Raw genomic sequence first — 23,480 nt, 5'->3', positions numbered from 1 at the left:
GCTTTACTCGTCGTCGAGCACCGTGAACGAGGCGCCGTCGTAACAGCCGGCGAACGACGTGAGCGTCAGGCCGGTGAGCTCTTCGACGGAGCGGATGAGATCGGGCGTGTCGTTGCCGCCCGGCGCGTTCGGCCACGCGTGGCCGGCCTCGATCCGGGCGCCGTCCTTGTCGTAGATGACCGTGCTGATCGGGATGCCGGCCGGCGCCGTCACCCGGGAGGGCTCGTGGCCGACGAGCACGATCCCCTGGAGCTGAGCGCCCTCGTCGACGGTCACGATCCACTGCGTGAACGTGTACGAGGAGAGCGCCAGCACCATCTCGGCGGTGCGGGAGACGTGCACCTCCGCCCTGGGCCCGCCCTCGCCCCGCTCGTGGATGCCGATGAGGTGGAGCTCCGTCTCTCCCGCCGCGTCGGCCTGGTAGCTGGTGAGGTCCTCGCACGCGGCCTCCACGGGCGCCGGCGGCGCGGCGAGACCGGCGGGGCCCGCGTCGACGCAGTCCCCGTTGTCGTCCTCCTCGAGGTCCTCGCCGAAGGCCGCGAAGCCCTTCGGCGGGCTCGAGGCGAACTCGGTCGCGCCGAAGTTCGCGGTCATGACGTCTCCGTCGGAGAGATAGAGCACGGGGTAATACGCGCCCGTGCCGGGCACCACGAGGACCTCGACGCCGCCGGCGCCCTCCTCGGGATCCATCTCGCCGAGCCAGGCGCCGTTCTTGCTGAAGTACACGCGCCCGGCGTCGAGATCGAGCGCCACGCCGATGACGTCGCCGGCGGCGAACGGATCCTCCTGGACGGCGCTCTCCTGGCCGCCCGCGATGCTGGTGCTCCCGTCGCCGCCGCTCGAGAGGATGCCGGTCGTGTTGTACAGGGCGCCCATGTACGCCGTGTCTCCGACCGTGGAGATCACCTGCTCCACCGAGGCCCCGATGTTCTGGGCCCAGAGGCCGCCGCCGACAAGGTCGTCGACCGTGACCTCGTAATACCAGCGCCCCCCGACATGGCTGGCCGCGGCGCGGGCGATCTGCACCCGGGCCGACGAGCTCGCCGTGAGGCCGTCGTTCGAGAGCTCGACAGGCCCCTCTGCGCCGTCCTCGTGCGCGACGAGGCCGAGCTTGCAGGTCACCGAGCTGCTCCACGCCGGGGGCGGCTCCGTGTCAGGCGATGTTCCCCCGGCGCCGCCGCCGGTGCTCTCGCCGTCGTTCCCCCTGGCGAGGCAGCCGCCGCCGAGGAGCGCCGCGAGCAGGCCGAGCGAGACGAGGAAGCGATGGGTCATGGAATCTCCCGAAGTGGTTGCGAAAATTTGCACCAAGGGTGTTCTGAAGGAGGTGTTGCAGAGCGGTTGTCTTGCCGCCCGGGACAACGAAATGTCGCTGGAGCCCCGCCCCCGAAGCGAGACTCGCCCCAGGGCCTCTGGAAAGCAAGAAACTCGTCCGGCGCTCCTGCCGTTGTGATGCTGCTCCTCGGCTGGAAGCGCCCCTCGCGCGACAGGGTATCGATGCAGCGAGAGCAAGGGTGGCAGACGTGACAGGCGAAGACGGCGGGGCGCGATGAGCGATCTCCGCGCCTCTTTGGTTCATTTTTCTTCTCACGGCATCTGCGCAGGCCATCGGAGGAGAGCGCGCTGACATCGATCGCATCTTCGCGAGAGGCTCGGTGACAGTGCGCGGCCTCCTGAGCTAGGCTGATCGCAGGAAACACAGGATGCTTGTCTCATCACATCTTTCCACACGCTGCCTGGCCGGCGTGGCCCTCGTGCTGCTGTCCTCGACGGGGTGTGTCCTCGAGGGGGGAGGCACGGCGGCGCCGCGCGGGACCGAACAACAGCAGCCTCCCCCTCGGGAGGAGCTCCCCGGGCAGGGGCCTGCCCCTCAAGATGAGCGCCCGGAGCAGGAGCCTGGCCCTCAGGGGGAGCTCCCCACGCAGGAGCCTGGCCCTCAGGGGGAGCTCCCCACGCAGGAGCCTGGGCCTCAGGAGGAGCGCCCCGCGGCGCTGTGCGAGGCGGGAGACCCGTCGCTCATCGCGTGCTTCGCGTTCGAGGGGGACCCCAGCGACGGCTCGCAGCACCGCTTCACGCCCGAGCGCACGCGCAACCTGGAGTACGCGCCCGGAAAGGGCGGCCAGGCGCTCCGCGTGACGAAGGGGAGCCGCCTCCGCTTTGGCCACGACGCCGCGTGGACCGCCCCCGCGATGACGATCGATGTCTGGATCAACCCGGCTTCCCTCCCGGAGAAGGAGCGATTCACCGTGATCGACAGCGGCGGGAAGCCCTCCCTCTTCCTGATGCCGGAGGGCCAGATCCGCTGCACCATGGGTGTCGAGCGAAACGTGCCTCACTCCATCGTAGCTGGGGAGTGGACGCACATCGCCTGTCTGTCGGATGGCCAGACGCAGAGCCTCTATGTGAACGGCGTCGAGGTCGACCGGAGCCCCTCCGGGCCGGTGCTCGCCGACGGAGAGCAGCCGATCCACATCGGCTCGGAAGAGCCGACCGACCGGGACGAGTTCCACGGGCTGATCGACAGCCTCCGCCTCTTCGGCCGGACGCTCGCGCCGCAGGAGATCTGCGCCGCCGCCGGCAAGAACGGCTGCTGAACGAGGGGCGCTGCCTCCAAGGGGGGCTCTGCTCCAGCGCAGCAGAGGTGTGCCTGCGCTGTAGCGATGTGCCCGCGCTGTAGCGATGTGCCTGCGCGGCGGGGGCTCCGTGCTTGCCCTGGCGGAGCTCCACACGCGCGCCGGGGCCAGGCCTTGGCGGTGCGCCGCGCCTGCGCGGCGGCAGCCGCAAGGCCGAGCCAGGCGCAGGCCGACCGGCGCGCCCCGGCGCTCAGGTCCGGGCTGCCGGGTGGACGCGCGCTCGGAGCGCGGAGAATGACGTGAGGGATGAGGGAAGGAGAGGGAAGGAAAACAACGCTTCGGAGCGGAGCCGATCAGAAGGCGTTGGCGCGGAGCTCGTCCTTGTACTTCTTCTTGTACATGTCGTGGCAGCTCTTGCAGCTCGCCTTGGCGCCGTCGATGTCGCCCTTCTTGGCCTTCTCCGCGCCCTCCTTCGAGATCGCGGCCCACTTGGCCATCCCCGGCGGCGGCTTGGCCGCGACGTACTCCAGCGCTTCCGCGATCTTCGCGCCGTCGCCGCTGTTGGTCGCCGACTGCATCACCGTCTTCATCCAGCCCTGCATCGGACAGGGCTTCTGTCCTTTTTCACCGCAGCCGAAATCCTTCTTCTCGGCGATGGACGCAGGGACGTCCGCCGTCCCGCCCGCTGCCCACGCGGCCCCAGCAAACCCAATGCCGACGCCCATCAGCACGACACTCATCAACTTGCTCATCGACATCCGACGTCTCCTGTAGGTAAGGGCAAGCTCAGCGAGAGACATCGCAGCTCCGCGGGTGGTTGTCAACTGCCACCTTGAGCATCGAACGCGCTCGCGAACGCCACCCAGGCGCAGACGAGGTCGGGCGGAGAAACTTCATTCGAGCCTCCGTTTTTTGCTCTGTCGCCGGCGCGCGCGCAGCACGCGCGGAAATTTCTCTCCAGGTGGGCGGCGGGCGCGTTCCGATGAAGCCGAGCCGCGTGATCACGAGGAACAGCCGATGAGCAGCGCCGGGCCATACAGGAGCGACAGGACCGCACCGCGCCGATGACGTTCAGCACCAGGCCGTCGATGGCGAGGACCCCTGTCGAGGAGCGACGGCCCCCGGCAGGTGCGGATGACGCAAAGCGGCATCCCGTGCCCGAGCACCGCGAGCGTGGCGAGGAGCACGGCAGAGGTGGGTGGGAGTGGGGTCGTCGGCACTCCTCCGGCGAGCACGCGAGCCCAGTAGGGTCGAGGACCGGCGGGGGCGGCGCGCTTGCCCGAGGCCCGCAGGATGAACTCGGTGAGGGCGCGCAGGCGGCTACGCACCTGGGCCGCGGCGTAGAGCGAGTGCACCAGACCATGAGAGTCGAGCCCCGTCGTTGTCGGGATCGACCGTGATGGTGCCCGGTGGAGACGACGCGGCGCGCGGCCGGCGAGCCCGCGCAGAAGTACGCCGGTGAGCAGCGGGCGATGAACGGGACGGCGAACGCCGCCGGGCGAGGGGGTGGCGCGACGGATCACTTCGCCTCGAGCGGCACGGCCCTCGAGGCGCCCGGGCGGCCGCTTTCCCATTCAGGAAGAGAGGGTGCCTTTCCGTCCGTTTCGTACCCAAACCTCTACGAGGCTCTCGCCGGTCGTATCTGCCGAGGTGAGGACAGGCAAAGCAATTCGAGGATGTCAAGGGCGAAGCGTCGCTCGCCCAGGAGTGACCATAGCGTCGTTACGATCCGCCCCCGGTGATCCATGTCCCGGAAAATGCATGCAATATTCACAATTTGGGCTCCCATCGAACGGACCGACTCCGCTCCACGACCCGCGGGCCGCGACCCTCGGTCAAAGCACCAGCAGCGCACGTCAGCTCGATCTCGTTCCCCTTGCCCTGAATGGTCCAGGCCGTCTACCTTGAATGCCGATGTCGTTCGGCCGTTGGAACCCCGTCCTCGCGCTCTGCGCGTACGTCTCGGCCTGTGCGCCCAACCAGGAGCCGCCCGCGATCCCGAAAGCGCCGCCACCGGCTGAACGGGACGTGGGCGCCTTCATGGCCGCGGTCGACGGCGCGGCGCAGGAGCTGGCGCGCAGCGACTCCGCTTTCGTGATCCGACCGAAGTACGAGCGCTCCGGGCAGGACGTCGTATACGCGCTCGGTTGGGTCGAGTGCGGCGTCATGGCGAGCTCCGAGGACCGCTTCGGGTTGGCGGTGGCCGCGCGGCTTCACGCAATCCTGCTGGACGACGTCTTCAGCCGTGAGCTGGCAACGAACCGGTCCTGGCGCCAGCACGTCGACGGTCTACGCCACGATGCAGAGGCGCTCGCGCGCCCGAAACAGCTCGAGCTTCACGAATGGCAGGCCCGTCTTGACGGCAGGCTGAAAGCGCTCGCCAGCGCCATTGAGGCGGACGCGGCCGCCGAGCACGCGACGGCTCGGCGCGAAGAATCCGCTGCCCCGTTCATTCTCAAGGGGGGAGTCGAGGTTCGCTTCTCCACGAAGCCGGAGGGGGGACGTATCCGTATCGTCAAGTTCCTTGATTACAAGAAATCATTGTACGAGGGCAAGACCGACGACGAGATTCCTTGGATCACGATCCTTGCAGACCGAGACGAGCTCCTGGGGCGGTATCGATATGCGGCGAGCTGGCCCGACGGGCGTTCTGCCGCCGGCGTCTTCGAGGTTTCTGCTCCGACATCCCTGACCATCGAGCCCCATTGATGGCATCCCTCAAGTCCGGCATGGGTTCCCTCCGCGAGCTCCTCGTCGACGTCAAGACGCTGTCGGGATGGGCGGCCAAGGGGATCATCGCAGCTCCCCTCGTGGACGTCCTACTCGGGTTCGGTCCACCTTGGCCGCGGCAGCTGCCTGTCATCACCTCGTGCGCCGAGCTGCTGACATTGCTGCTTGTCCTGAGCTATCTCGGCGGCCGCAGCGCCAAGGCGCTCACGGGTTCAATGTCGAAATTCGCAGCAGTGACGGGATTTTGTTTCATTGCGTACGCGGTGCTCTCGAGTCAATTGATCTTCACCGCGCCGACCGGCGAACGATTCTCGTCCGGGCTCTCCATCCGTCCCGATATCTCCCCCTTGATCACGGCGAGCTACACGCCCACGGAGGCTCTTCGGGATGGAGGCTGGGATCCTGAAGCGGTCTGGACGCGCGGGTCCATCACCGCGGCCCGGACGGCGATGATCCTGGTGTGGATCTCGATGTTTTGCTCTTTCGTCGCGTGTCTCGGTATCTTCGCGCTGCGGGGAAAGACGGTGAGACACGCGACGCGCGATCCATCGGCGCGATAGACCTCGAGGCTCCAGGCATGCAGACGCCCCCTTGGGCCCCGCTTTCCCGCGCAAGCCGGGCGACCGGCGGGCGAGGAAAGGCGCAGGAGAGAGACCATGTGTACCCGCCAGGTCACCCGTGTATTGGTCTGGGCGCTCCTGTGCTCCGGCTGCCCCCAACCGTCGGTCCCGGGCGGAAAGGCGCTGGCCACCTGGGAACGGGAGGAGGGGGACCGCGGCCTGCTCTCCTGGCCGCGGCGCGAGGACGGCACCTACGCGTGTCCGGCCCGTGGGGACGAAGGCGTGCCATCTGGACCCGGCCGCGCCGGTGAGGGGCGGAGACGCGCTCTCTTGGTCGGAATCAGCCGCTACCAGCACGGGCGGCCGAACGACTTCTGGAACCTGCACACGGAGTACGATCTGCGCGCGATGGCCGAGGCGCTGTGCCTCTACCGCTTCGACGAGATCGCCGTACTGCGCGGCGAGGAGGCCACACGCCAGGGCATCATCGACGGCTTCCGCAAGTACCTCACCGCCAGGTCCCAGCCCGGCGACAGCGCGGTCTTCCACTATTCCGGGCACGGCCAGCAGGTCGAGGACGACGACGGCGACGAGCCGGATGGGCTGGACGAAACCCTGGTGCCCTTCGACTACAGGAGCAAGGACGCGAGGGATGGCGCCGCGACCAACCTCCGCGATGACCAGATCGGCGTGCTGCTGGGCGAGCTGCGCGATCGGATGCGCGGGCCGAGCGGGCGGGTGCACGGCAACATCACCGTCGTGCTCGACAGTTGCTTCTCCGGCAGCGCCACCCGCGGCGACGGCGGGGACGGTCGGCTCGTCGAGCGTGGCATCCGGTGGGAGGGCCCGCCGCCGCCGGTGGCGCCCGGCCGTGGCGGCAAGGGCGCGAGCGGCCTGCTCGCCTCCGGGGAGGCTGCGGCCCACGGCTACGTCGTGCTCTCCGCCAGCCAGGTCAATCAGACCGCCAAGGAGATCGTCACCCCGGAAAGGCAACGCATGGGTGCCTTCACCTATCACTTGACTCAGGCGCTCGCGCAGACCCCGCGGAACAATTACGATGCGGTCTTCGAGCGCGTGGCGCAGGACCTGGCGGCGACGGTGCCGGAGCAGAACCCGCAGATGGAGGGCGGCGCCGACACCGACAAGGAAGTATTCGGCGTCGCCGTGCGCCCCTACGTACCGAGGATCGTCGAGGTCCAGGGAAACGACGTGGTGCTGCCGCTGGGCTCACTGCACGGGGTCACGCAGGGATCGCTCTATGCCCTGTACCGCCGCGATGGCGATCTGCACCGGATCCAGGATCGCCTGGCGGAGGCGACGGTGACCGGGGTGCGCCTCACCGAGAGCACGGCGCGCCTCGAGGAGGCCTATCGCCGGCGCGTGACGGATGCGGATCTGAAGGGGGCGCAGTTGAAGGAGACGCGCCACCAGTTCGAGGAGACGGCGCCCCTGCGCGTGCTGCTGGACGGGACGCAGGACCTCGGGCCCGCCCTTCTGCGGGAGGCGGGGGAGTCCGGGGTGCTTGAAATCGCTGGCTTTCCCGCGGAGCGATGGGAAGTGCGCCTGCGCCGCCTGGGCGGGGGAACACCTGGCGCGCAGGAGATCCTCGTGGAGCGCAACGGCGGCTCCGAGGTGGGCCGGGTCCCCGGCGGGGACGGGGCCGCCGAGCGGCTCGCCGCGTTGCTGCACGGCGAGTGGCGCCGCCGACTGCTCGCGACGCTGCGGGACCCGCAGCGGCACGACCGGCTCATCGAGGTCCATATCCTGCCGCGGGCGGTGAAGGCCAACGCGCAGGGCCAAGTCGAGCGTCCCGAGGACATCCTCCCCGGGGACCTCGTGCAGCAGCGCACCACCACGGGCAACCGCCTGCTCCTGCGTGCGTGGCAACCGGGCCAGGCGGGGGATTACTTCGATGTGCAGCTCTGCAACCGCGGCCGGGATCCGCTCTACGTTACCGTCTTCGAGATCGACCCCGCGGGCAAGCCAGAGCCCATCTACCCGGGGCCCGGCATCCGCGGCGACCGGACCAACCAGGTCCGCCCCGGGTGCCATGCGCTCGGATATCACTACCTGCGCCGCGTGGGATTGCCGGAGGGGCGCAGCGTGGTCAAGGCCATCGCCACCACGGTGCCGGTGGACCTGACCCCCTTGTTGCGACCGGGCCAGGCGCGGGGCGCGGCTCGGGCCGACGAGGAGGCGCTGGTGCGGGGACTCCCCGCGGCGGTCGGCCCGCTGGGCCGCCTGCTCCGCGACGCCAGCATCGGGCGGGGGTCTGATTCGGCGGCGGTGGACATCGAGGAGTGGACCACGGGGGAAGCCGTTTACGAAGTTCAGCGCTGATCGGGCGATCCTCCATGCTCGCCCATCACGGAAGGTCCGGTGTCCCGAGCAATACGAACCCCGCCCAGTACGCAGGATGCGCCAGCGGGTAGCGCGGCCCCGGGGTGGCCGGCGCGCTGCTGCGTGTTCCCGCCTTCCGGGTAGAGGCCGTATCCGCGGAGCAGGTGGTGGGCTCGAACGGTGCGGGGCTGACATCCCAGGATTGCGCGCGCAGGTCGAGCTTCGCGTTGCGCAGCGCCACGGCGGGATCTTCCTTGTCCCGCAGCAGGTGACGGTAGAATGCCTTCATCAGCAGTTCCGTGGCGCGCGAATCCACCTTCCATAGCGACATGAGGACCTGTCTGCTCCCGGCGATGAGGAAGGCCCGCCCCAGCCCCAGCACGCCTTCGCCGGTCTCGTACCGGCCCGACCCTGTCTCACACGCGGACAGCACCGTCAGGTCCGCATCGAGCTTGAGATGGGAAGCCTCGCCGGCGGTCAGGTAGCTGTCCGTCGGCGCGTCGGCGGGTTCCCGGGAGAGGACCAGCGCCGGTTCGTTCGGGCCGATCTGCAGGTCCCGGCCTCCGAGGCTTCCGTGGGTGGCCAGGTGCACGTGGGTATAGGCGCGCCAGTCTCCTTCCCGGAGCGTCGAGCGCAGGGCCATGTCCTGCTTGAGGACGTACGCATCGCCGGGAAACAGCTCGGCGATGCTCCGCACCTCGCTCAGGGTATCGCCCAGACGCTGGAAACGGCCCGTATAGCAAGGGTCCGCGACCGCCAGCAGGCGCTGCTCCTCGCGTTGCCCGGGCCGCTGCAGGCACGGCGGCGCTCGCAGCGACGGCCACAGGCGCACCACGTGCTCCTCGATGAGCGCACGGTACCGTGCCCGCCGCGGCGCCAGGCTGAGCAGGTCGAAGGGAACGAGGTTGAGCGGGCCGTCCGGCAGCACCACCAGCTCCCGCTTCCCTTCCATCAAGTCGCGCACGGGGCCCAGGACCTGTCTCCCCACCTCCCCCAGCTCGAGCTCCAGCACGTCCAGGGGCCGGATGGGGTGCCCCAGCTCCTCGTTGAGCTTCTTCAGCCTCGAGGTGAAGCCGGCGCTCAGGCGGATGAGCTGGCCCCGGCATTGTGTCTCGCTGACGGCCACCAGCGCGAGGAGGTCGCGACCTGTGGCGACGTAATCCAGCAGCAACGCGCCGCCGGGCAGCCCTCGGCGCAGCCTGGCCAGGTCGATGCGCCCGGCCGGCTCCTCCGCGGGCGCCGATCCGCCACAGCGCCTCTCCTCCGCGAGCTCGACGAGCTGGCGCGCCCGGATCAGCTCCGAGTAGGCGAGGAGCTTGCCGCACGTCGCATCGTCGAGCGCTCGCCCCTCGTTCTGGAGGATGGCGCTGCGGATCAGCCCCCAGTACGACCCCCGTACCCGGCTGTTGAAGAAGGCCGCTCGCTGCTCCAGGCTGTAGCTCTTGCGCAGGCGCTCGATGTCTGCTTCGTCCTTCCGGTACTCCGCCTCCGCCTTGTCGAACGCCCCCTGGCGCTCGTAGGCGAGCCCGAGGGCCTGGTGCAGCAGCGGCTCCCGGTGCTCCACCCCGTCGAGGCTCTTCAGACACGATTCCAGGTAGGACTGCGCCTTCCCGGCATCCCCCATCGCCAGGTGCACCCGGCCGAGGAAGCAGGTCGCCTCGAGAGCGGCCGCCGCGTCGAGGGCGCGCGTCCCCCGGTGCTCCTCCAGGTCGTCCTGCCACTCCTGGATGATCGCGAGTCCTCGACGGGGATCGCCTGCCTCCGCCAGGTACTCGGCGCTGCGATAGTAGCTCAGGTGCCGCACCGGCAAGGGCACGTAGTCGTCGGCCAGGGGCCGCGCCGTTTCCCAGAGCCGCAGGACCGCCGCCGGGGCCACGGCGGTCTCCTGGTCGGGGGGACCCCGCGTCAGATCGGCCATGCGATGCAGGAGCAAGTCGTGGTATGCGCGGTATTCTTCGTCTGCGTGGCCCCCCTGCGCGAAGTAGATCCGGGCTGCGTCGAGCGCTCGTGTGCGGGCCTGGTCGCGCTGGTCGAGCCGACCCATGTCCTCGTAGACCGTGGCCAGCGCGTCATCGGTGGTGATGCCGAAGAAATCGCCCTCCTCGACACGATGCTGGAGGAGCGCTCGCTTCAGCTCCTGCAGCGCCCGCTCCGCCACGCCGCTCTGCCCGGCGGCATTGAAATAGAGGGCCCGAGCCTGGACGAGCTGTACCCATTGTTCACCCAGGCGCTCGGTGAGCGCCTGCCCTTGGCGATAATAGAGCTCCACTCTGTCCGCGGTGAAACCATCCGGCGCGCTCCTGGGATCCTTGCCGGCGTGGCGGGCGGCGATGCGGATCGCGAAGATGCGCAGGTCGGCCTGGTAGCGCGCATCGTCGAAGATCGGCTTCTTCAGGTCGTTCAGGAGCACCCGCTCGACCTGCGCGCTGACGTCGTGCGAGCGGACGCTGGTCGCTTCGTAGGCCAGGTACCGCGCCTGGCGCAGGCTCGCGCGGGAGGTGAAGACCAGACAACCCCCCTGCGATAGAAGAAGCAGCAGGACCAGCAGCCACGAGGCGGCGAGACGCGGGCGGCACGGCACGGATCGATGATACCATGCCCGGTCTCAGATAGCCGCATCCGGGCGATCGCCGCCATGCTATCGTTCCTGCCCAGGAGGGGTAGGATTGGCAGCGACGACGAATCAGCACGGAGCGCTGCGCCGGCGCATGCTCGTCGCCGCGTTGCTCGTGCCCGCGCTGGGCCGGGCTGACGAGCCCCCTCGATATCGCTACAGCCCGCTGCACGTCTCGCTGGTGCCTCCGCTGAGCTTTCCAGAGGAAGAAGCGCCGCGCGTCATCGGTCTCAGCCTGAACCTCCCCTACGGCAGGCTCTCCGGCCTCTACGGCATCGAGGCGGGGCTGATCAACCGTGAGGACGGCGACGCTGCAGGCGTGCAGGTGGGCGGCGTGGCCAACTGGGTCGGCAGGGATGCATGGGGTATCCAGATCGCCGGAGGGATGAACCGCGCCGCTGGGCTCTGCGGCGGGATCTGCCTCGCGGGAGGCGTCAACTGGCATTCCGGCGGCGGGGGCGGCATCCAGGTCGCCGGCCTGTTCAACGGGAGCGGCGCCACCTGGACCGGGCAGCGCTTCGTCGGCTTCGCCGGCATCCAGATCGGTGGAATTGCAAATTTCGCGGATATCTTCTACGGGCTGCAGGTGAACCTCATCAACAACACCGCAAACAACATGATGGGGCTGCAGATCGCAATGACCAACTTCGTGGCGGATCACTTCGCCGGGATCCAGATCGGGTTAGGGGGGAACATCAACGCCGGCGAATCGGGCTTGAAGAGGAGCCCGCTCCGCAGCAGCTTCGGCTTCGGCAGCGGTGAGGCCGCCACGGCCACGGACGACTTCTTCTCCACCCTCTTCCACGAGCCGCTCCTCGCGGACCCCACCATCATGGGCTTCCGTACTTACCTGCCGAGGAAGACGCAGGGGCTCCAGGTGGCGCTCATCCTCAACTGGGCCGACGTCCTCCAGGGGGTGCAGCTCGCCCTGTTCCTCGGCAGCAACTTCGTCGTCAGCCAGCTCGAAGGGGTGCAAATCTCCCCACTGGGAATCAATTACGCGTACTTCGACGCCACTGGCATGCAGATCGCATTGGCGTACAACGAGGCCCGGACCCTCAAGGGGATCCAGGTGGGCCTGGTCAACGTCTGTCGAACGCTGTACGGCGTTCAGGTGGGCCTGGTCAACGTCTGCCGCACCTTGCACGGGTTCCAGATCGGGGTGGTCAACGTCGCCTACGAGAACTGGCTCCCGTTCATGATCGGGATGAACGCCGGCTTCTGAGCTGGAGCCGAGTCAGCGGCTCCAGGTGCCCTGACGACGCGACGAATGCGGGGCCGGCGGCGCCCCCTTCGGGCTGCGCTCGGCGTTCGGTCGGCGAAGACGCGGCAGCACCCAGGGACGCGCGGTAGCGCGGCGGGGAACCGTGCTCCGCTGTGGGGGCTTGAGAGAGGCCGGCGCAGGCCGCGCCAGGATGACAGCAACGCGTCCAGGTGAACCGCATGAACCGCAGCTGGTCCGTTGGATCACACCGGCGTCAGTTCGCCCGCGCTGAAGCGCTCTCCGCGCCACGTCACCGCGACGCATCGCATCGCGCGAATGAACCGGCCGCGCCGGCCATGATGTGAGTCCGCGCACCAGCCGGGGACCGGATCCGGACCAGGAGGGCCGCGCGCGTGATATCGCTGGATCCACGGCGGTTGATGCGCGCGGGAGAGATCGTCGACGAGCGGTTCGAGATCGAGGCCCTCGCGGGCTCCGGCGGGATGGGGCACGTCTACCGCGCGCGCGACCGGCGCACCGGCGACACCGTCGCTCTCAAGGTGCTTCGCCGCGCCGGCAAGAGCGAGCTCGGGCGCTTCTCCTGCGAGGTGCAGGCGCTCTCGGCCCTGCGCGTCCCCGGCGTCGTGCGCTACATCGATCACGGCGTCACCGCGGACGGCAAGCCGTATCTCGTCATGGAGTGGCTCTCCGGCGAGACGCTCGCCGAGCGCATGGCCGCGCGGGGCCTCACCCCGGCCGAGAGCGTCGATGTCGTCGCGCAGGTCGCGGGGACGCTCGGCGCCATCCACCGGCAGGGCATCGTCCACCGCGATCTCAAGCCGAGCAACCTGCTGCTCGTCGAGGGGCGGCTCGATCGGGTGATGGTGCTCGACTTCGGGATCGCGCGCTTCCGGATCGACCAGCAGATCACGATGCCCGGCACCGTCCTCGGGACCCCGGAGTACATGGCGCCCGAGCAGGCGCGCGGCGAGCGGAGCGTCGACGCCCGCGCGGACGTGTTCGCGCTCGGGTGCGTGCTGTTCAAGTGCCTCACCGGGCGCGCCGCCTTCCAGGGCGCAGGGGCGCTCGCCGTGCTGGTCAAGGTGCTCCTCGACGAGCCGCCGCGCCTCCGCGAGCTCCGCCCCGAGCTGTCCGAGGAGCTCGACGCGCTCGTCGCCACCATGCTCGCGAAGCAGCCGGGCGAGCGGCCCCGCGACGGAGCGGCCGTCGCCGAGGCGCTCGGCGCGATCGAGGTGCGCGGCGTCGACTCTGCGGACGGCCGCGCGGCCGCCGCGCCGGTGCGCGTCCTGGAGCTCACGAGCAGCGAGCGGCGCGTCACGTGCCTCGTCCTCGCGCACGAGCGCTCGGCGCCCGAGGAGGAGACGCGCTCGCAGGAGGAAGAGCAGGCGCGCGCGCTCGACCGGACCGAGGAGCTGCGCGCGCTCGCGGCGCGCTACCAGGGGCAGCTCGAGCTCATCGACGCGAGGTCGCCGCTGCTCGTGCTGACGAGCGCCGAGGCGGCCACGGATCTCGCGGCGCAGGCCGCCCGCTGCGCGCTCGCGCTGCGCGCGCTGCTCGGGGGCGCGCCGGTGGCGCTGGTGACGGGGCGGGCGGAGCTCACGTCGCGCATCCCGATGGGCGAGCTCATCGACCGGGCGGTGCAGCTCCTGCCGGCCCGCGGCGAGCCAGCCCCCGCGGCCGCGGTCCGGATCGACGAGGTGACGGCGGGGCTGCTCGGCGGCCGGTTCGAGACGAGCTGCGAGGGCGGCGCGCGGTTCCTGCACGGGGCGCGGGACGACCTCAAGGTGGCGACCGCGCCGGCGCTGCTCGGCAAGCCGATGGCGTGCGTGGGGCGGGAGCGGGAGCTCGCGGTGCTGAGCGCGGAGCTCGATCGGAGCATCGAGGAGTCGACCTCGGGCGCGCTGCTGGTCGTCGCCGCGGCGGGGATGGGCAAATCGCGGCTGCGACAGGAGTTCCTCGAGAAGGTGCCGTCCGTCGCGGCGCGCGGCGCGAACGGCGCGCGCGACGCCGGGGGCGGCGGCGTCGAGGTGTGGGTCGGCCAGGGCGACCCGATGAGCTCCGGCTCGGCGTTCGGGCTGCTGTCGCGCGCGCTGCGGAGCGCGATGGGCATCGTCGACGGCGAGCCGCTCGAGGAGCGGCGGCGCAAGGTGCGGGCGCGGGTCGAGCGCCACGGGGAGCTCGACGTGGGGCGCGTCAGCGCCTTCCTCGGCGAGCTCGTGGGCGCGCCGTTCCCTGACGACGACATCCAGGTCGGCGCCGCGCGGCGCAACCGCCTGCTGATGGGCGATCAGCTCCGGCTGTCGTGGGAGGAGTTCATCCGCGCCGAGTGCGCGAAGCAGCCGGTGCTGCTGATCCTCGAGGACCTGCAGTGGGGCGACCTGCCCACGGTGACGATGGTGGAGGCGGCGCTCCGGAGCCTGAAGGACCTGCCGTTCCTCGTGCTCGGCCTGGGCCGCCCCGAGGTGCACGACATGTTCCCCGGGCTCGCGCAGGGCCGCTTCGGCAACCAGATGATGCTGCCGCCGCTCACGCGCCGGGCGAGCGAGCGGCTGGTGCGCGCGGCGCTCGGCGACGAGGCGAGCGCGGAGCTCGTGGCGACGCTGGTGGACCGGGCCGACGGCAACCCGTTCTACCTCGAAGAGCAGGTGCGGGCGGTGGCGGCCGGCCACGGGGCCGACCTGCCGGAGACGGTGCTCGCGATGGTGCAGGCGCGCATCGAGGCGCTCGACGCGGAGGCGCGGCGCGTGCTGCGGGCGGCGAGCGTGTTCGGCCAGGCGTTCTGGCCGAGCGGGGTGAGCGCGCTGCTCGGCGGGGCGGGGGTGACGCGGTGGCTCTCGGAGCTGGAGCGGCGCGAGGTGATCCACCGGCGCGGCCCGGGGCGGCTGCGGGGCGAGGTCGAGTACCGCTTCCGGCACGCGCTGGTGCGCGAGGCGGCGTACGGCATGCTGACCGAGTCGGACCGGCGGCTCGGCCACGCCCTGGCGGGCGCCTGGCTGGAGGCCGCGGGCGAGCCGGACGCGATGACGCTCGCGGAGCACTTCGAGCGCGGCGTCGTGCCGGCGCGCGCCGCGGCGGCGTACCTGCGCGCCGCGCAGCACGCCCTGGAGGGCAACGACCTCGGCGCCGCGATCGCGCGGGCCGAGCGCGGGCTCGCGTGCGCCCCGGAGCCCGCCGTGGTGGGGGCGCTGCGGCTCGTCCAGGCCGAGGCCCACGTGTGGCGCGGCGACCTCGCGCTCGCCGAGGAGCGGGGGACGGAGGCGGCCCGGCACCTCGCGCGCGGCTCGGCGCCGTGGTTCACGGCCGTCGCGCAGGTGGTCGCCGCCATGGGCAAGCTGGGCGATTTCGAGGGGGTGGAGCGGTGGACGGGCACGGCGGTCGTCCTGCCTGCGCTGCGAGGCGCCGAGGGCGCGAAGAGCACCTGTCTCTCCATGGGGGCCTCGACGCTGGCCTTCACCGGCCGCCTCGCCGTCGTCGACGCGCTGATCGCGGCGGTGGAGCGCGCCCTCGGCGACGGGTCTGCGGCGGGCGCCGAGGTGGTCGCGGGGCTCCACCAGGCGCGCGCCTTCCGCGCGATGAGCGGGGGCGACCCCGGCGCCTGCGTCACGGGCCTGGAGGCCGCGCTGGCGGCGTTCGAGCAGGTCGGCGACCGGCGCAACGCGTGCATCACCCGGGCGAACCTGGGCTATTCGTACGGGGAGCTCGGCGATTTCGAGGGCGCCGAGATGGCGCTCCGCTCCGTGCTGGAGGCCGCCGAGCGGATGGGCCTCCACGAGGTGGCGGCGGCGGCGCAGGCCAGCCTGGGGCAGGTCCTCGCCTACCGCGGTCGGCTCGCGGAGGCGCGGGCGGTCGAGGAGGCGGCGCTCGCGTCGAGCCAGCGGCTCGGCGATCCGCGCGCCGAGGTGGTGTCGCGCTCGTACCTGGCGAAGATCGCCCTGCTGGCCGGCGACTTCGGCGCCGCGGAGCGCGAGGCGCGCCTCGCCGGGGCGCTGGAGAGCGCGTCGCCGCTGCGCGTCGCGGCCACGGCGCTGCGCGCGCGGGCGCTGCTCGGGCTCGGGCGCGCGGGCGAGGCGCTCGCGGCCGCCGGCGAGGCCCTGGCCGCGCTCGAGTCGCTCGGCGGGCTGGAAGAGGGCGAGTCGATGATCCGGCTGGTGTACGCCGAAGCCCTCGCGGCGAACGGCGATCTCGGCGGGGCCTCGGTCGCCATCGCCTCGGCGCGCGACAAGCTGCTCGAGCGGGCGGGCAGCGTCCGTGACGCCGAGTGGCGCAGGCGCTTTCTCTCCCACGTCCCCGACAACGCCCGCACACTGGAGCTCGCGGCGCAGTGGGTCGGAACAGGTCGGAACGGGTCAGAGCAGAGCGCCGCTGTCCCACGGGTGAATCTGCACAGGACGTGCAATTAAGAGCTGACAGAGCAGGTGATTCGCCGTACCCTGTCCATAGACGTGGAGAGTTCCCGGCAGCGGTCGCCCTGAGCGAAGCGCCGGAGGGCGTGCTGTGATCGGGGAGCGCGAGCGCTCCTCTTGGCTCGCTACCGAGGTCTCATCACGTGAAAACCAGGGGTATGCTTGGATGCGCAGGCATCCTTCTCGCGATCACCGGCTGCATGGCGCCCGAGCTCGCGTCGGAGGAGGAGACTGACGGTCTCATCTCGAGCTCCGATGCGCTCGTGAGCGGAAATGCGCTGAGCGCCAACGCGCTGAGCGCCAACGCGCTGAGCGCCAATGCGCTGAGCGCCAACGCGCTGAGCGCCAACGCGCTCAGTCGTGAGGCGGCGTTGACGCTCCAGGATCCGGGCGAGGGGGGAGAGCTCTTCCGGACGCTCGTGAAATACATGGTGAGCTGCGCGCTCGACGCGTCCCAGAGCTTCAGCTTCTCCTGGACCGACGCCGCTGGCAGGACCCACGACGAGGTGTATCACGGGGAGCTCGGCCTCGCCGACGCGTGGGGCGCGGGCCCGCTCGACCCGGCCGGCAAGCAGATCGTCTCTGCCTGCCTGGCGGCGCGCACGAACCGTTATGGCGTGTCGGTCGTCATCTCGATGCGCTCTCACCAGGACCCGCTGCGCCACGAGGTCGGGCGCGAGGAGCGGGAGGCGTATCCTCACGTCGAGGGGGCCTTCTGGGGGGATCTCTTCGCGGAGACGCCGTACCTGCGCGCCTGTTACAACAGGGCGAGCGTCGACCTGTCGCGCGCGGCGCGGCGCGACTGCGCGGCGGGGCACGTCGACGGGGAGGGGGATCTCGAGGCCTGCGGGATGATCGAGATCGTCGGAGACTGCCAGGCTCACTGCAGCAAGCTCCACCCGCCCGGGCAGTACTACAAGGACTGCGTGGATCCGGAGTCGGGCAAGACGCGGTATGTCGTCACGACGGCGCTGCGCTGATCCCGTCCTTCACGTACGTCTCCGGGCCTCGCGGCAGCGGGCTTTCCCGCCTTGTCGGGCTGCCTCCGTCGACCGTCAGGAGAGCACTTCGGCGGCAGTCTTGGCCCCGAGGACGTTATCGATCCAGCGGTCGAGGGTCGCGATGTCCGTGCATGCCTGGACGCGCGCTCTCTCGTCCTCGGTGAGCACGAGCCCCGCGCGCGCAAGCAGCCGCAACAGCGTGTCCCTCTTGCCTTTGAGCTCGCCCTCGCGCATGCCCTTGAGCTCGCCCTCGCGCATGCCCTTGAGCTCGCCCTCGCGCATGCCGCGATCGATGAGCTTCTGCACGAACGGGGGAAAAGTCGCCTCGCCTTCGATCTGCCGTTCCATGACCAACGCCTCCAGAGCTTGCCGCATCGGCTCACGCAACCCGTTCCAGATGAGCTGAAAGTAGACCATGGCGTGCTCCTGGTCGAGCCGGCCGAGGGCAACGAGCGCCGCCTGGACCACGGTGAGCCCGTTCGGCCCGTTGCCGTGCGCCACCGCCGAGAGCACCGCGAGCTCGGCCTCCTTTTCCGCGTCGGCCGGGTCGGTGATCTCGGGGACGACGGCCGGACCGAGCACCAGCGGCGCGACGTTGCCGAGGCCCAGGCCGAGGTCGATGTTCTCCGCCGCCCAGGCCGCCACGCCCGCGTCCGGCGCGACCACGAGGACGACCGTGCCGCAGCGCTTCCTGGCGCGCACGACCGTGACGTACGTCGGCCACGAGAACTTCTTGTCCGGGTCCACGTCGCGCTGGACCTCGACGACGATCGCCAGCACGAGCGTGCCAGTCGCGCCGCGGAGCTCGAGCACCAGGTCCGCGCGGAACTCCACCGGGATGAGCTGGTCGAGCGACGACTCGACCACCGCGACGGAGGCGTGCGGCGGCACCTCGACGTGGAGGAGCGTCGCGAGGAAGTGGGGCGCGAGCTCCGGGTGCTCACGGAACATCTCGACGAGGGCGTTGTGCTCGAGCGTCGGCATGACGCTCGGCCTTGAGCACACCCCATGCCGACGCGAAACGACGGGAAAACGCGACGAGAGACCCTGCTCAGGGGTGGCGGCGCCATGGCGGAAGAAGGCGGCCCCACGCCCCACGCCATGGCACGCGACGGAGCACCCTCCTTATTGACCATGGGGATCGAAGTAGGCCTGCAGGGTGCCTGCCCCCGCCTGGAGCAGAGAGGCCTGCTTGAAGTGGCCGCGTGCTTTGCCGCGCTCGTCTGTGTTCATCATGGCGACGGCCAGATTGTAATACGTGTTCGCGTCGGTGGACCCGAGCGCTTCAGCGCGTCGCAGCTCTGTCAGGGCTTCGCGGTGCCGCCCCGCGTCAGACAACACAGCGCCGAGTGACGTCAAGGCATCTATGCAGTTCGGCTCCGTTTCGAGGTGTTCGCGCAGCAAGCGCTCCGCGCGGCCGAGCGCGAGCCTCCACTGGGTTTGATCCCTCCATGCCACCTCATGGAGGCGAGACACTTCTGCAGCCAACGTTGGATCCATGCGCCTGCTCAACGTGCCGTTGTTCCGTCGCGAGCGCCAGGACGACGGCGAAGCCGGCGCGACAAGCTCATTCCTGCAATATCCCGCGGCGCGGTCCGCTATTCGTTGGCATCCACAAGCTCGCTCCAGAACCGGATCCTGCGCGTTTCTTCGCGGACGGCGTCGATGTAAGATATCTGATGGTATTCGTGCCGCAAGTACGTCGCGAGATCGCTGCCGTAGTAAATGATGTCGGTCTGGTAGACTGAAAACACAGGGTTTCCGGCGAGATCTGGCTCCGCCGGAATGTAGCGGTGGCCCGCGATCGGAATCAGGCGGGGCGCCTCTGTGACGATGGCCCGCGCGGTCCGTATCGCTTCCGGCAGCGCCGCGGGCCGAGCGCCCCATGCGTCCAACCAGAACGCGTTGTGCTCGATATCGAACGCCAAACCTTCGAAGGGCCAGTCGAGCTGCCGGCGAATCTCCGCCGAGTCTGGCGCCCGCCAGTCGGGAAAGCGCCCGCCGAGCGGCAGCCCTTCCGAAAGGAAGGAGCGCAGATCAGGCGGAAACCTGGCGCCGATGACGGACTCGGCTCGGCCGAGCTCGGCTTCCGTCAAACCGGGCGCAACCGTGACTCCCGCCTCGGTCAAGATCCGGTGTTCCGCTCGCCAGCCCATCCGCGTTCCGCGCACGTCCCTCCCCGGTTCATCGGGGGTAAGCAGCGTAGCCGGCGCTGATTCTCCTCGTCAACCACGCCGGGGCCATGCCGCCCTCGCGGAGCCCCACCGCGAGGCGGCCGCCCCGCCGCCGCCCGACGCGACGCTGCCCCTGTGAGCTCGACCTGAACCGGCCATCACTCTGCCCTGCGCGCCGCCCTTGTTGACGTCGGGGGCGGCAATGCGAGGATGACGGCGATGATTCCTCGTCGGCGCCCGGCCCGCTTGCTCCCGCTCCTCCTCACATCGCTGTTCCCGCTGGCTTCCGCGAGCTGCCAGCAGATCCTGGGCATCCACGACGTGGACCTCGAAGCGGACGCGAGCCCGTCCGATGGTGAGACGTCATCCGGCACCGGCGGCCGCCCCGACGCGCCCGGCTCCGGCGGGGGTGGCGCCGGCGGGGACGGCGCCGGGGGCGGCGAGACGGGAGCTGCTGACTTCTCCCTGGCCGTCCTCACGCCCAACATCACGGTCCCCCTCGGCGGGAAGAACGTCCTCGAGATCGAGATCCGGCGCACCGGCGGCTTCAGCGGCGATGTGACGGTGCTGCCGGTAAGCCCTCCCGTAGGCCTGGTGATCGACCGCGTGACGGTGCCGGCAGGGCAGACCAAGGCCGAGGTCACGGTGGGCGCGGAGGCGCCTCTGGCCCTCGGCAACACGGTCTCCTTCACCCTGTCGGGCACCTCCGGCGCCCGGGAGAGGACAGCCACCGTGGCCGATGCCCAGATCACCGGCCGCCCCGGCGCCCTCGACGATACGTTCGGCGCCGCGGCGACAGGCCTGGCCGCCATCAGCTTCGGGGCCGACGACGGCGGCTACCTGACGGACATCGAGGTGGTCGGCGGGCAGATCCTCGCCACGGGGTGGGGCGCCGGCGGGCTCGGCGGATCTTCCATGAAGGTCACGCGCCTGACCGGCGACGGCGCGATGGATCCCACGTTCTCCGACGGAAAGCTCGTGTCGGTGCGGTTCGGCGGCTCCTCCGGCTCCACAGCCAAGGCGCACGCGGTGGGGCACCAGCTCGATGGCAAGATCATCGCGATGGGCTGGCACGAAACCCCGGAGCCGCGCGACATCGCGCTCGTGCGCCTCGGGGCGAACGGGGCGACCGGTGATGCGCTGTTCGGCAACGTCAGCGGTGGCAAGGCGCTGATCGATACGGGCGGCAGCGAGACGGTGACGGACGGGCTCGTGCTGTCGAACAACAAGATCCTCGTCGTCGGCGATCGAAGCGGCGAGCCGCTCGTGGCGCGCGCCTCCCCGGACGGCGCTCCCGACAGCTCCTTCGGCGCGGGGAGCGCCCATGTGGTCCTGAGCCCGTCGTTCGTCGCGCAGGCCATGGCCGTCGACGGCGAGGGTCGGATCCTCGTGGCGGGCCACGTGGAATCGGGCGGCGAGAGCGACGCTGTCGTCGCCCGCCTGCTTGCCGACGGACAACCGGATACGGCGTTCGGGACGGGCGGTCAGCGGGTCATCGCCGTGCCCGGGAGCAGCGAGCGGGCCGCGGCGCTCGCCCTCCTCGCGGACGGCCGCGTCCTCGTGGCCGGCGCGTCGAACCAGAATGGCGACGCCGACTTCCAGGTTCGCCGCCTCCTCGAAGACGGCGCCGACGATCCGAGCTTCGGCGCCGGCGGCGTCGTCACGGCGCCGATCACCAGCGGTGACGACGTCGCGGAAGACGTGGTCTTGCTGCCCGACAGCCGGATCCTCGTGGTGGGCAACGCGGGCGGCGGCGCCTCGGCGGGGCCGGTGCTCGCGCGCTACACGCGCGACGGGAGGATCGATGCCAATTTCGGTACCGGCGGCGTTGTTTCCTTGTACGTCGGCGATCAGGGCGGGATCCACCGCGCCGCGATCTACTCGGGCCAGAAGGTCGTTGTCTGCGGCGAGAACCAGGGTGGGGTGCCGGGACCCGGGACGTTCGGAATCGTGGCGCGCCTCTGGATGTGAGCGGCGGGCTGCGCGCCCCAGCGCGCGCGGCCACGCGTCATCCGCCGTTGCCCGCCGCCATGTCCCCGTCGCTCGGAGCGCTCAGGAGGGGACCCACGCTATCCAGCCCCTGGTTCGTCGCGCGGATACGGCTGCGAGCGCGAAGAGGACGACCGCGATCGCCGGAGCGCGCTGCGCCGGCCGGTCCGGGCTGCCCATCTGACATCCCCCGCCGCCTGCGCCCGCCGTGCTGTCGCCGCCTGCGCCCGCGCTGTCGCCGCCGCCTGCGCTGTCGCCGCCTGCGCCTGCCGTGCTGTCGCCGCCGGCTGCGCCGTCGCCGCCGCCTGCGCCGTCGCCGCCGCCTGCGCCGGCCGTGCTGTCGCCGCCGCCGCCTGCGCCCGCCGCGCTTTCGCCGCCGGCGCCGCCTGCGCCCGCCGTGCTGTCGCCGCCAGCGCCGCCTGCGCCGGCGGTGCTGGCGCCGCCGCTGCCCGTGGCGCCGCCGCCTGCGCCGCTGCCGCCTGCGCCCGTCGCGCTGTCACCGCCGGCGCCACCTGCGCCCGTCGCGCTGCCGCCGCCGCTGCCTCCCGCGCCCGTCGCGCTGCCGCCGCCGGGGGCGCACTCGCCCGCCAGGCACGTGCCGCTCAGGCAGTCCTCATCCGCGGCGCAGCTCCCGCCATCGAGGGACGGCAGCGCATAAACATACGCCGCGCCGGCGCGGCTGGGCGCCTCGCCCAGGTAGGGCGCCCCGACGATCGCGCTCCCTCCAGCATAGCCGGTGCTCAGACCGAAGAAGTCGAACGCATGGCCATCCGACGGGACCAGCGTGCGCGCTTCCACCCACGTCGCTCCTCCGCCATGAAAAACCGAGGCGACGCCCTTCTGATCGTTCACGCCGACGAACCCGGCCAGCACCGCGTTGCGCAGGAGCTGCACCCCGGTCGCCGCGGACCCGGTCAGCGCGGGCGTGAGCTTCGCTTGCTGGGTCCACACGCCGTCGTGGCGCGCATAGATGTACACGGCGCTCTTGGCCCCGATCGCCGCGGTGTCGCCCTCGACGGCGACCGACGTGCCGAAGGCCAGGTTCACGCCGCTGTCGGGCGGCACGAGCTTCGCCTGCTGCGTCCACGCGCCGCCCTCGCGCACGAACACATAGGCGGATCCGGCGCTGTAGCGCCCCTCGGGGTCGTCCTGGGGCGCGCCCAGGATCGCGGTGTCGCCCGAGAGCGCGACCGACCAGCCGAGGCCGCGAGGGCTGTCGTGCGGCACGAGCTCCACGCGCGGCGACCACGCGACGCCCGCCCTGGTGAACGCGAACGCCCGGCCCAGGGCGACATCGCCATCCTCGCAGACATCGCTGGCCACGACCGTGTCGCCGTCCACGTCCACGGCCATCGTCGACAGGCCGCCCGTGATCACCTCCGGGATGGTCAGCAGGGCCTGCTCGGACCATCCCTCGTCGCCCCGGCCGAACACATAGATGCGCTCCTCGATCGAGCTCGCCTCGTAGTCGGCGCCGGCCATGACCACGGCGGTGTCGCCGTCGATGGCGACCTGACGGCCGAACCGCATGCCGTCCTCGCCGTCACCCGGCTCGAGCGTGGTGGCGAATGTCGCGACCCCTCCGGCCACCGTGTAGACGTGCACCGCTCCTCGCGTCATGCCCGCCTCGTCCGGCGCCCCGATCAGCACCGTGCTCCCGCTCCCGGCGACGGCGAAGCCGAAGAGGCGCAGCGCCTCCGGCGCGGGCTCGGCGAGCCGCTGGTCCTCCAGGACGGTGAGCGCCGCGCGCGCGGTCGCGGTCGGGCCTTCGTCGGGCGTCGGCGCGGCGCAGGCCGCAGCCGAGAGCGCAGGCGATAGCAGCGCGATCCAGTAGAGTCGCCGGTCGTCCATCGGTCACCTCGACCTGGAGAGTA

Annotated in this window: 15 protein-coding genes; 8 read left to right on the top strand and 7 right to left on the bottom strand. The window is 70.9% G+C overall.

Annotated features, from left to right (window positions below; translation table 11 throughout):
• Positions 1 to 3: 3 nt before the first annotated feature.
• Entirely contained in the window at positions 4 to 1,272 is a 1,269-nt protein-coding gene (locus WME76_RS33420) for an SPRY domain-containing protein (RefSeq protein ID WP_437956281.1), read from the bottom strand.
• A gap of 428 nt (positions 1,273 to 1,700) precedes the next feature.
• On the opposite strand from WME76_RS33420, the gene WME76_RS33415 reads away from it, so the two are divergent.
• Complete coding sequence (locus WME76_RS33415; protein ID WP_437956280.1) at positions 1,701 to 2,591, top strand: LamG-like jellyroll fold domain-containing protein; 891 nt, start codon at positions 1,701 to 1,703, stop codon at positions 2,589 to 2,591.
• A gap of 332 nt (positions 2,592 to 2,923) precedes the next feature.
• Here WME76_RS33415 and WME76_RS33410 read toward each other — a convergent pair whose 3' ends face one another.
• Complete coding sequence (locus tag WME76_RS33410; RefSeq protein WP_437956279.1) at positions 2,924 to 3,310, bottom strand: hypothetical protein; 387 nt, start codon at positions 3,308 to 3,310, stop codon at positions 2,924 to 2,926.
• A gap of 1,174 nt (positions 3,311 to 4,484) precedes the next feature.
• On the opposite strand from WME76_RS33410, the gene WME76_RS33405 reads away from it, so the two are divergent.
• The 3 genes from WME76_RS33405 to WME76_RS33395 all read left to right on the top strand — a co-directional run bounded on the left by WME76_RS33405 (position 4,485) and on the right by WME76_RS33395 (position 8,200).
• Positions 4,485 to 5,279 (top strand): hypothetical protein, encoded by a 795-nt coding sequence (locus WME76_RS33405; RefSeq protein WP_437956278.1) that lies wholly within the window; start codon positions 4,485 to 4,487, stop codon positions 5,277 to 5,279.
• Entirely contained in the window at positions 5,279 to 5,860 is a 582-nt protein-coding gene (locus tag WME76_RS33400; protein WP_437956277.1) for a hypothetical protein, read from the top strand. The genes WME76_RS33405 and WME76_RS33400 overlap by 1 nt, the downstream gene beginning before the upstream one ends.
• 96 nt (positions 5,861 to 5,956) lie before the next feature.
• Positions 5,957 to 8,200: a caspase family protein gene (locus WME76_RS33395; RefSeq protein ID WP_437956276.1), complete on the top strand. Its 2,244-nt coding sequence runs from the start codon at positions 5,957 to 5,959 to the stop codon at positions 8,198 to 8,200.
• A gap of 25 nt (positions 8,201 to 8,225) precedes the next feature.
• Here the strand turns inward: WME76_RS33395 and WME76_RS33390 are convergent, their stop codons facing one another.
• Complete coding sequence (locus WME76_RS33390; RefSeq protein WP_437956275.1) at positions 8,226 to 10,781, bottom strand: CHAT domain-containing protein; 2,556 nt, start codon at positions 10,779 to 10,781, stop codon at positions 8,226 to 8,228.
• A 127-nt stretch (positions 10,782 to 10,908) separates the two neighbouring features.
• On the opposite strand from WME76_RS33390, the gene WME76_RS33385 reads away from it, so the two are divergent.
• From WME76_RS33385 to WME76_RS33375, 3 genes are all read left to right on the top strand, one after another.
• Complete coding sequence (locus tag WME76_RS33385) at positions 10,909 to 12,039, top strand: LA_2272 family surface repeat-containing protein (protein WP_437956274.1); 1,131 nt, start codon at positions 10,909 to 10,911, stop codon at positions 12,037 to 12,039.
• Between the two features lie 419 nt (positions 12,040 to 12,458).
• On the top strand, positions 12,459 to 16,439 hold the full coding sequence (locus WME76_RS33380) for a protein kinase domain-containing protein (RefSeq protein WP_437956273.1): 3,981 nt from the start codon (positions 12,459 to 12,461) through the stop codon (positions 16,437 to 16,439).
• 161 nt (positions 16,440 to 16,600) lie between these two features.
• On the top strand, positions 16,601 to 17,422 hold the full coding sequence (locus WME76_RS33375) for a hypothetical protein (protein WP_437956272.1): 822 nt from the start codon (positions 16,601 to 16,603) through the stop codon (positions 17,420 to 17,422).
• 75 nt (positions 17,423 to 17,497) lie between these two features.
• Here WME76_RS33375 and WME76_RS33370 read toward each other — a convergent pair whose 3' ends face one another.
• The 3 genes from WME76_RS33370 to WME76_RS33360 form a co-directional block, all read right to left on the bottom strand.
• A complete protein-coding gene (locus WME76_RS33370) occupies positions 17,498 to 18,427 on the bottom strand; it encodes a hypothetical protein (protein WP_437956271.1) in 930 nt (309 codons plus the stop codon).
• Between the two features lie 141 nt (positions 18,428 to 18,568).
• Positions 18,569 to 18,943, bottom strand: a complete 375-nt coding sequence (locus WME76_RS33365) for a UDP-N-acetylglucosamine-peptide N-acetylglucosaminyltransferase (RefSeq protein ID WP_437956270.1) — start codon at positions 18,941 to 18,943, stop codon at positions 18,569 to 18,571.
• Between the two features lie 98 nt (positions 18,944 to 19,041).
• On the bottom strand, positions 19,042 to 19,572 hold the full coding sequence (locus tag WME76_RS33360) for an SMI1/KNR4 family protein (protein WP_437956269.1): 531 nt from the start codon (positions 19,570 to 19,572) through the stop codon (positions 19,042 to 19,044).
• 264 nt (positions 19,573 to 19,836) lie between these two features.
• Between WME76_RS33360 and WME76_RS33355 the strand changes: the two genes are divergently transcribed.
• Positions 19,837 to 21,588, top strand: a complete 1,752-nt coding sequence (locus WME76_RS33355) for a hypothetical protein (protein ID WP_437956268.1) — start codon at positions 19,837 to 19,839, stop codon at positions 21,586 to 21,588.
• Positions 21,589 to 21,669: 81 nt separating this feature from the next.
• Here the strand turns inward: WME76_RS33355 and WME76_RS33350 are convergent, their stop codons facing one another.
• Positions 21,670 to 23,457, bottom strand: a complete 1,788-nt coding sequence (locus WME76_RS33350; protein ID WP_437956267.1) for an FG-GAP repeat protein — start codon at positions 23,455 to 23,457, stop codon at positions 21,670 to 21,672.
• Between the last annotated feature and the right edge of the window lie 23 nt (positions 23,458 to 23,480).

It is taken from the genome of Sorangium sp. So ce119 (genome assembly GCF_051524405.1).
GTDB classification, from domain to species: domain Bacteria; phylum Myxococcota_A; class Polyangia; order Polyangiales; family Polyangiaceae; genus Sorangium; species Sorangium cellulosum_G.
Note: the sequence above shows the minus strand (reverse complement) of the source record. Positions and strands in the feature narration are given on the sequence as shown.

Bases quoted from the DNA above. Each gene is read 5' to 3' on its own strand.
- WME76_RS33370 (WP_437956271.1), bottom strand. From the start codon at position 18,427: ATGCCGACGCTCGAGCACAACGCCCTCGTCGAGATGTTCCGTGAGCAC.
- WME76_RS33375 (WP_437956272.1), top strand. From the start codon at position 16,601: ATGCTTGGATGCGCAGGCATCCTTCTCGCGATCACCGGCTGCATGGCG.
- WME76_RS33395 (WP_437956276.1), top strand. From the start codon at position 5,957: ATGTGTACCCGCCAGGTCACCCGTGTATTGGTCTGGGCGCTCCTGTGC.
- WME76_RS33365 (WP_437956270.1), bottom strand. From the start codon at position 18,943: ATGGATCCAACGTTGGCTGCAGAAGTGTCTCGCCTCCATGAGGTGGCA.
- WME76_RS33350 (WP_437956267.1), bottom strand. From the start codon at position 23,457: ATGGACGACCGGCGACTCTACTGGATCGCGCTGCTATCGCCTGCGCTC.
- WME76_RS33380 (WP_437956273.1), top strand. From the start codon at position 12,459: ATGCGCGCGGGAGAGATCGTCGACGAGCGGTTCGAGATCGAGGCCCTC.
- WME76_RS33415 (WP_437956280.1), top strand. From the start codon at position 1,701: ATGCTTGTCTCATCACATCTTTCCACACGCTGCCTGGCCGGCGTGGCC.
- WME76_RS33400 (WP_437956277.1), top strand. From the start codon at position 5,279: ATGGCATCCCTCAAGTCCGGCATGGGTTCCCTCCGCGAGCTCCTCGTC.
- WME76_RS33405 (WP_437956278.1), top strand. From the start codon at position 4,485: ATGTCGTTCGGCCGTTGGAACCCCGTCCTCGCGCTCTGCGCGTACGTC.
- WME76_RS33355 (WP_437956268.1), top strand. From the start codon at position 19,837: ATGATTCCTCGTCGGCGCCCGGCCCGCTTGCTCCCGCTCCTCCTCACA.
- WME76_RS33420 (WP_437956281.1), bottom strand. From the start codon at position 1,272: ATGACCCATCGCTTCCTCGTCTCGCTCGGCCTGCTCGCGGCGCTCCTC.
- WME76_RS33410 (WP_437956279.1), bottom strand. From the start codon at position 3,310: ATGAGTGTCGTGCTGATGGGCGTCGGCATTGGGTTTGCTGGGGCCGCG.
- WME76_RS33385 (WP_437956274.1), top strand. From the start codon at position 10,909: ATGCTCGTCGCCGCGTTGCTCGTGCCCGCGCTGGGCCGGGCTGACGAG.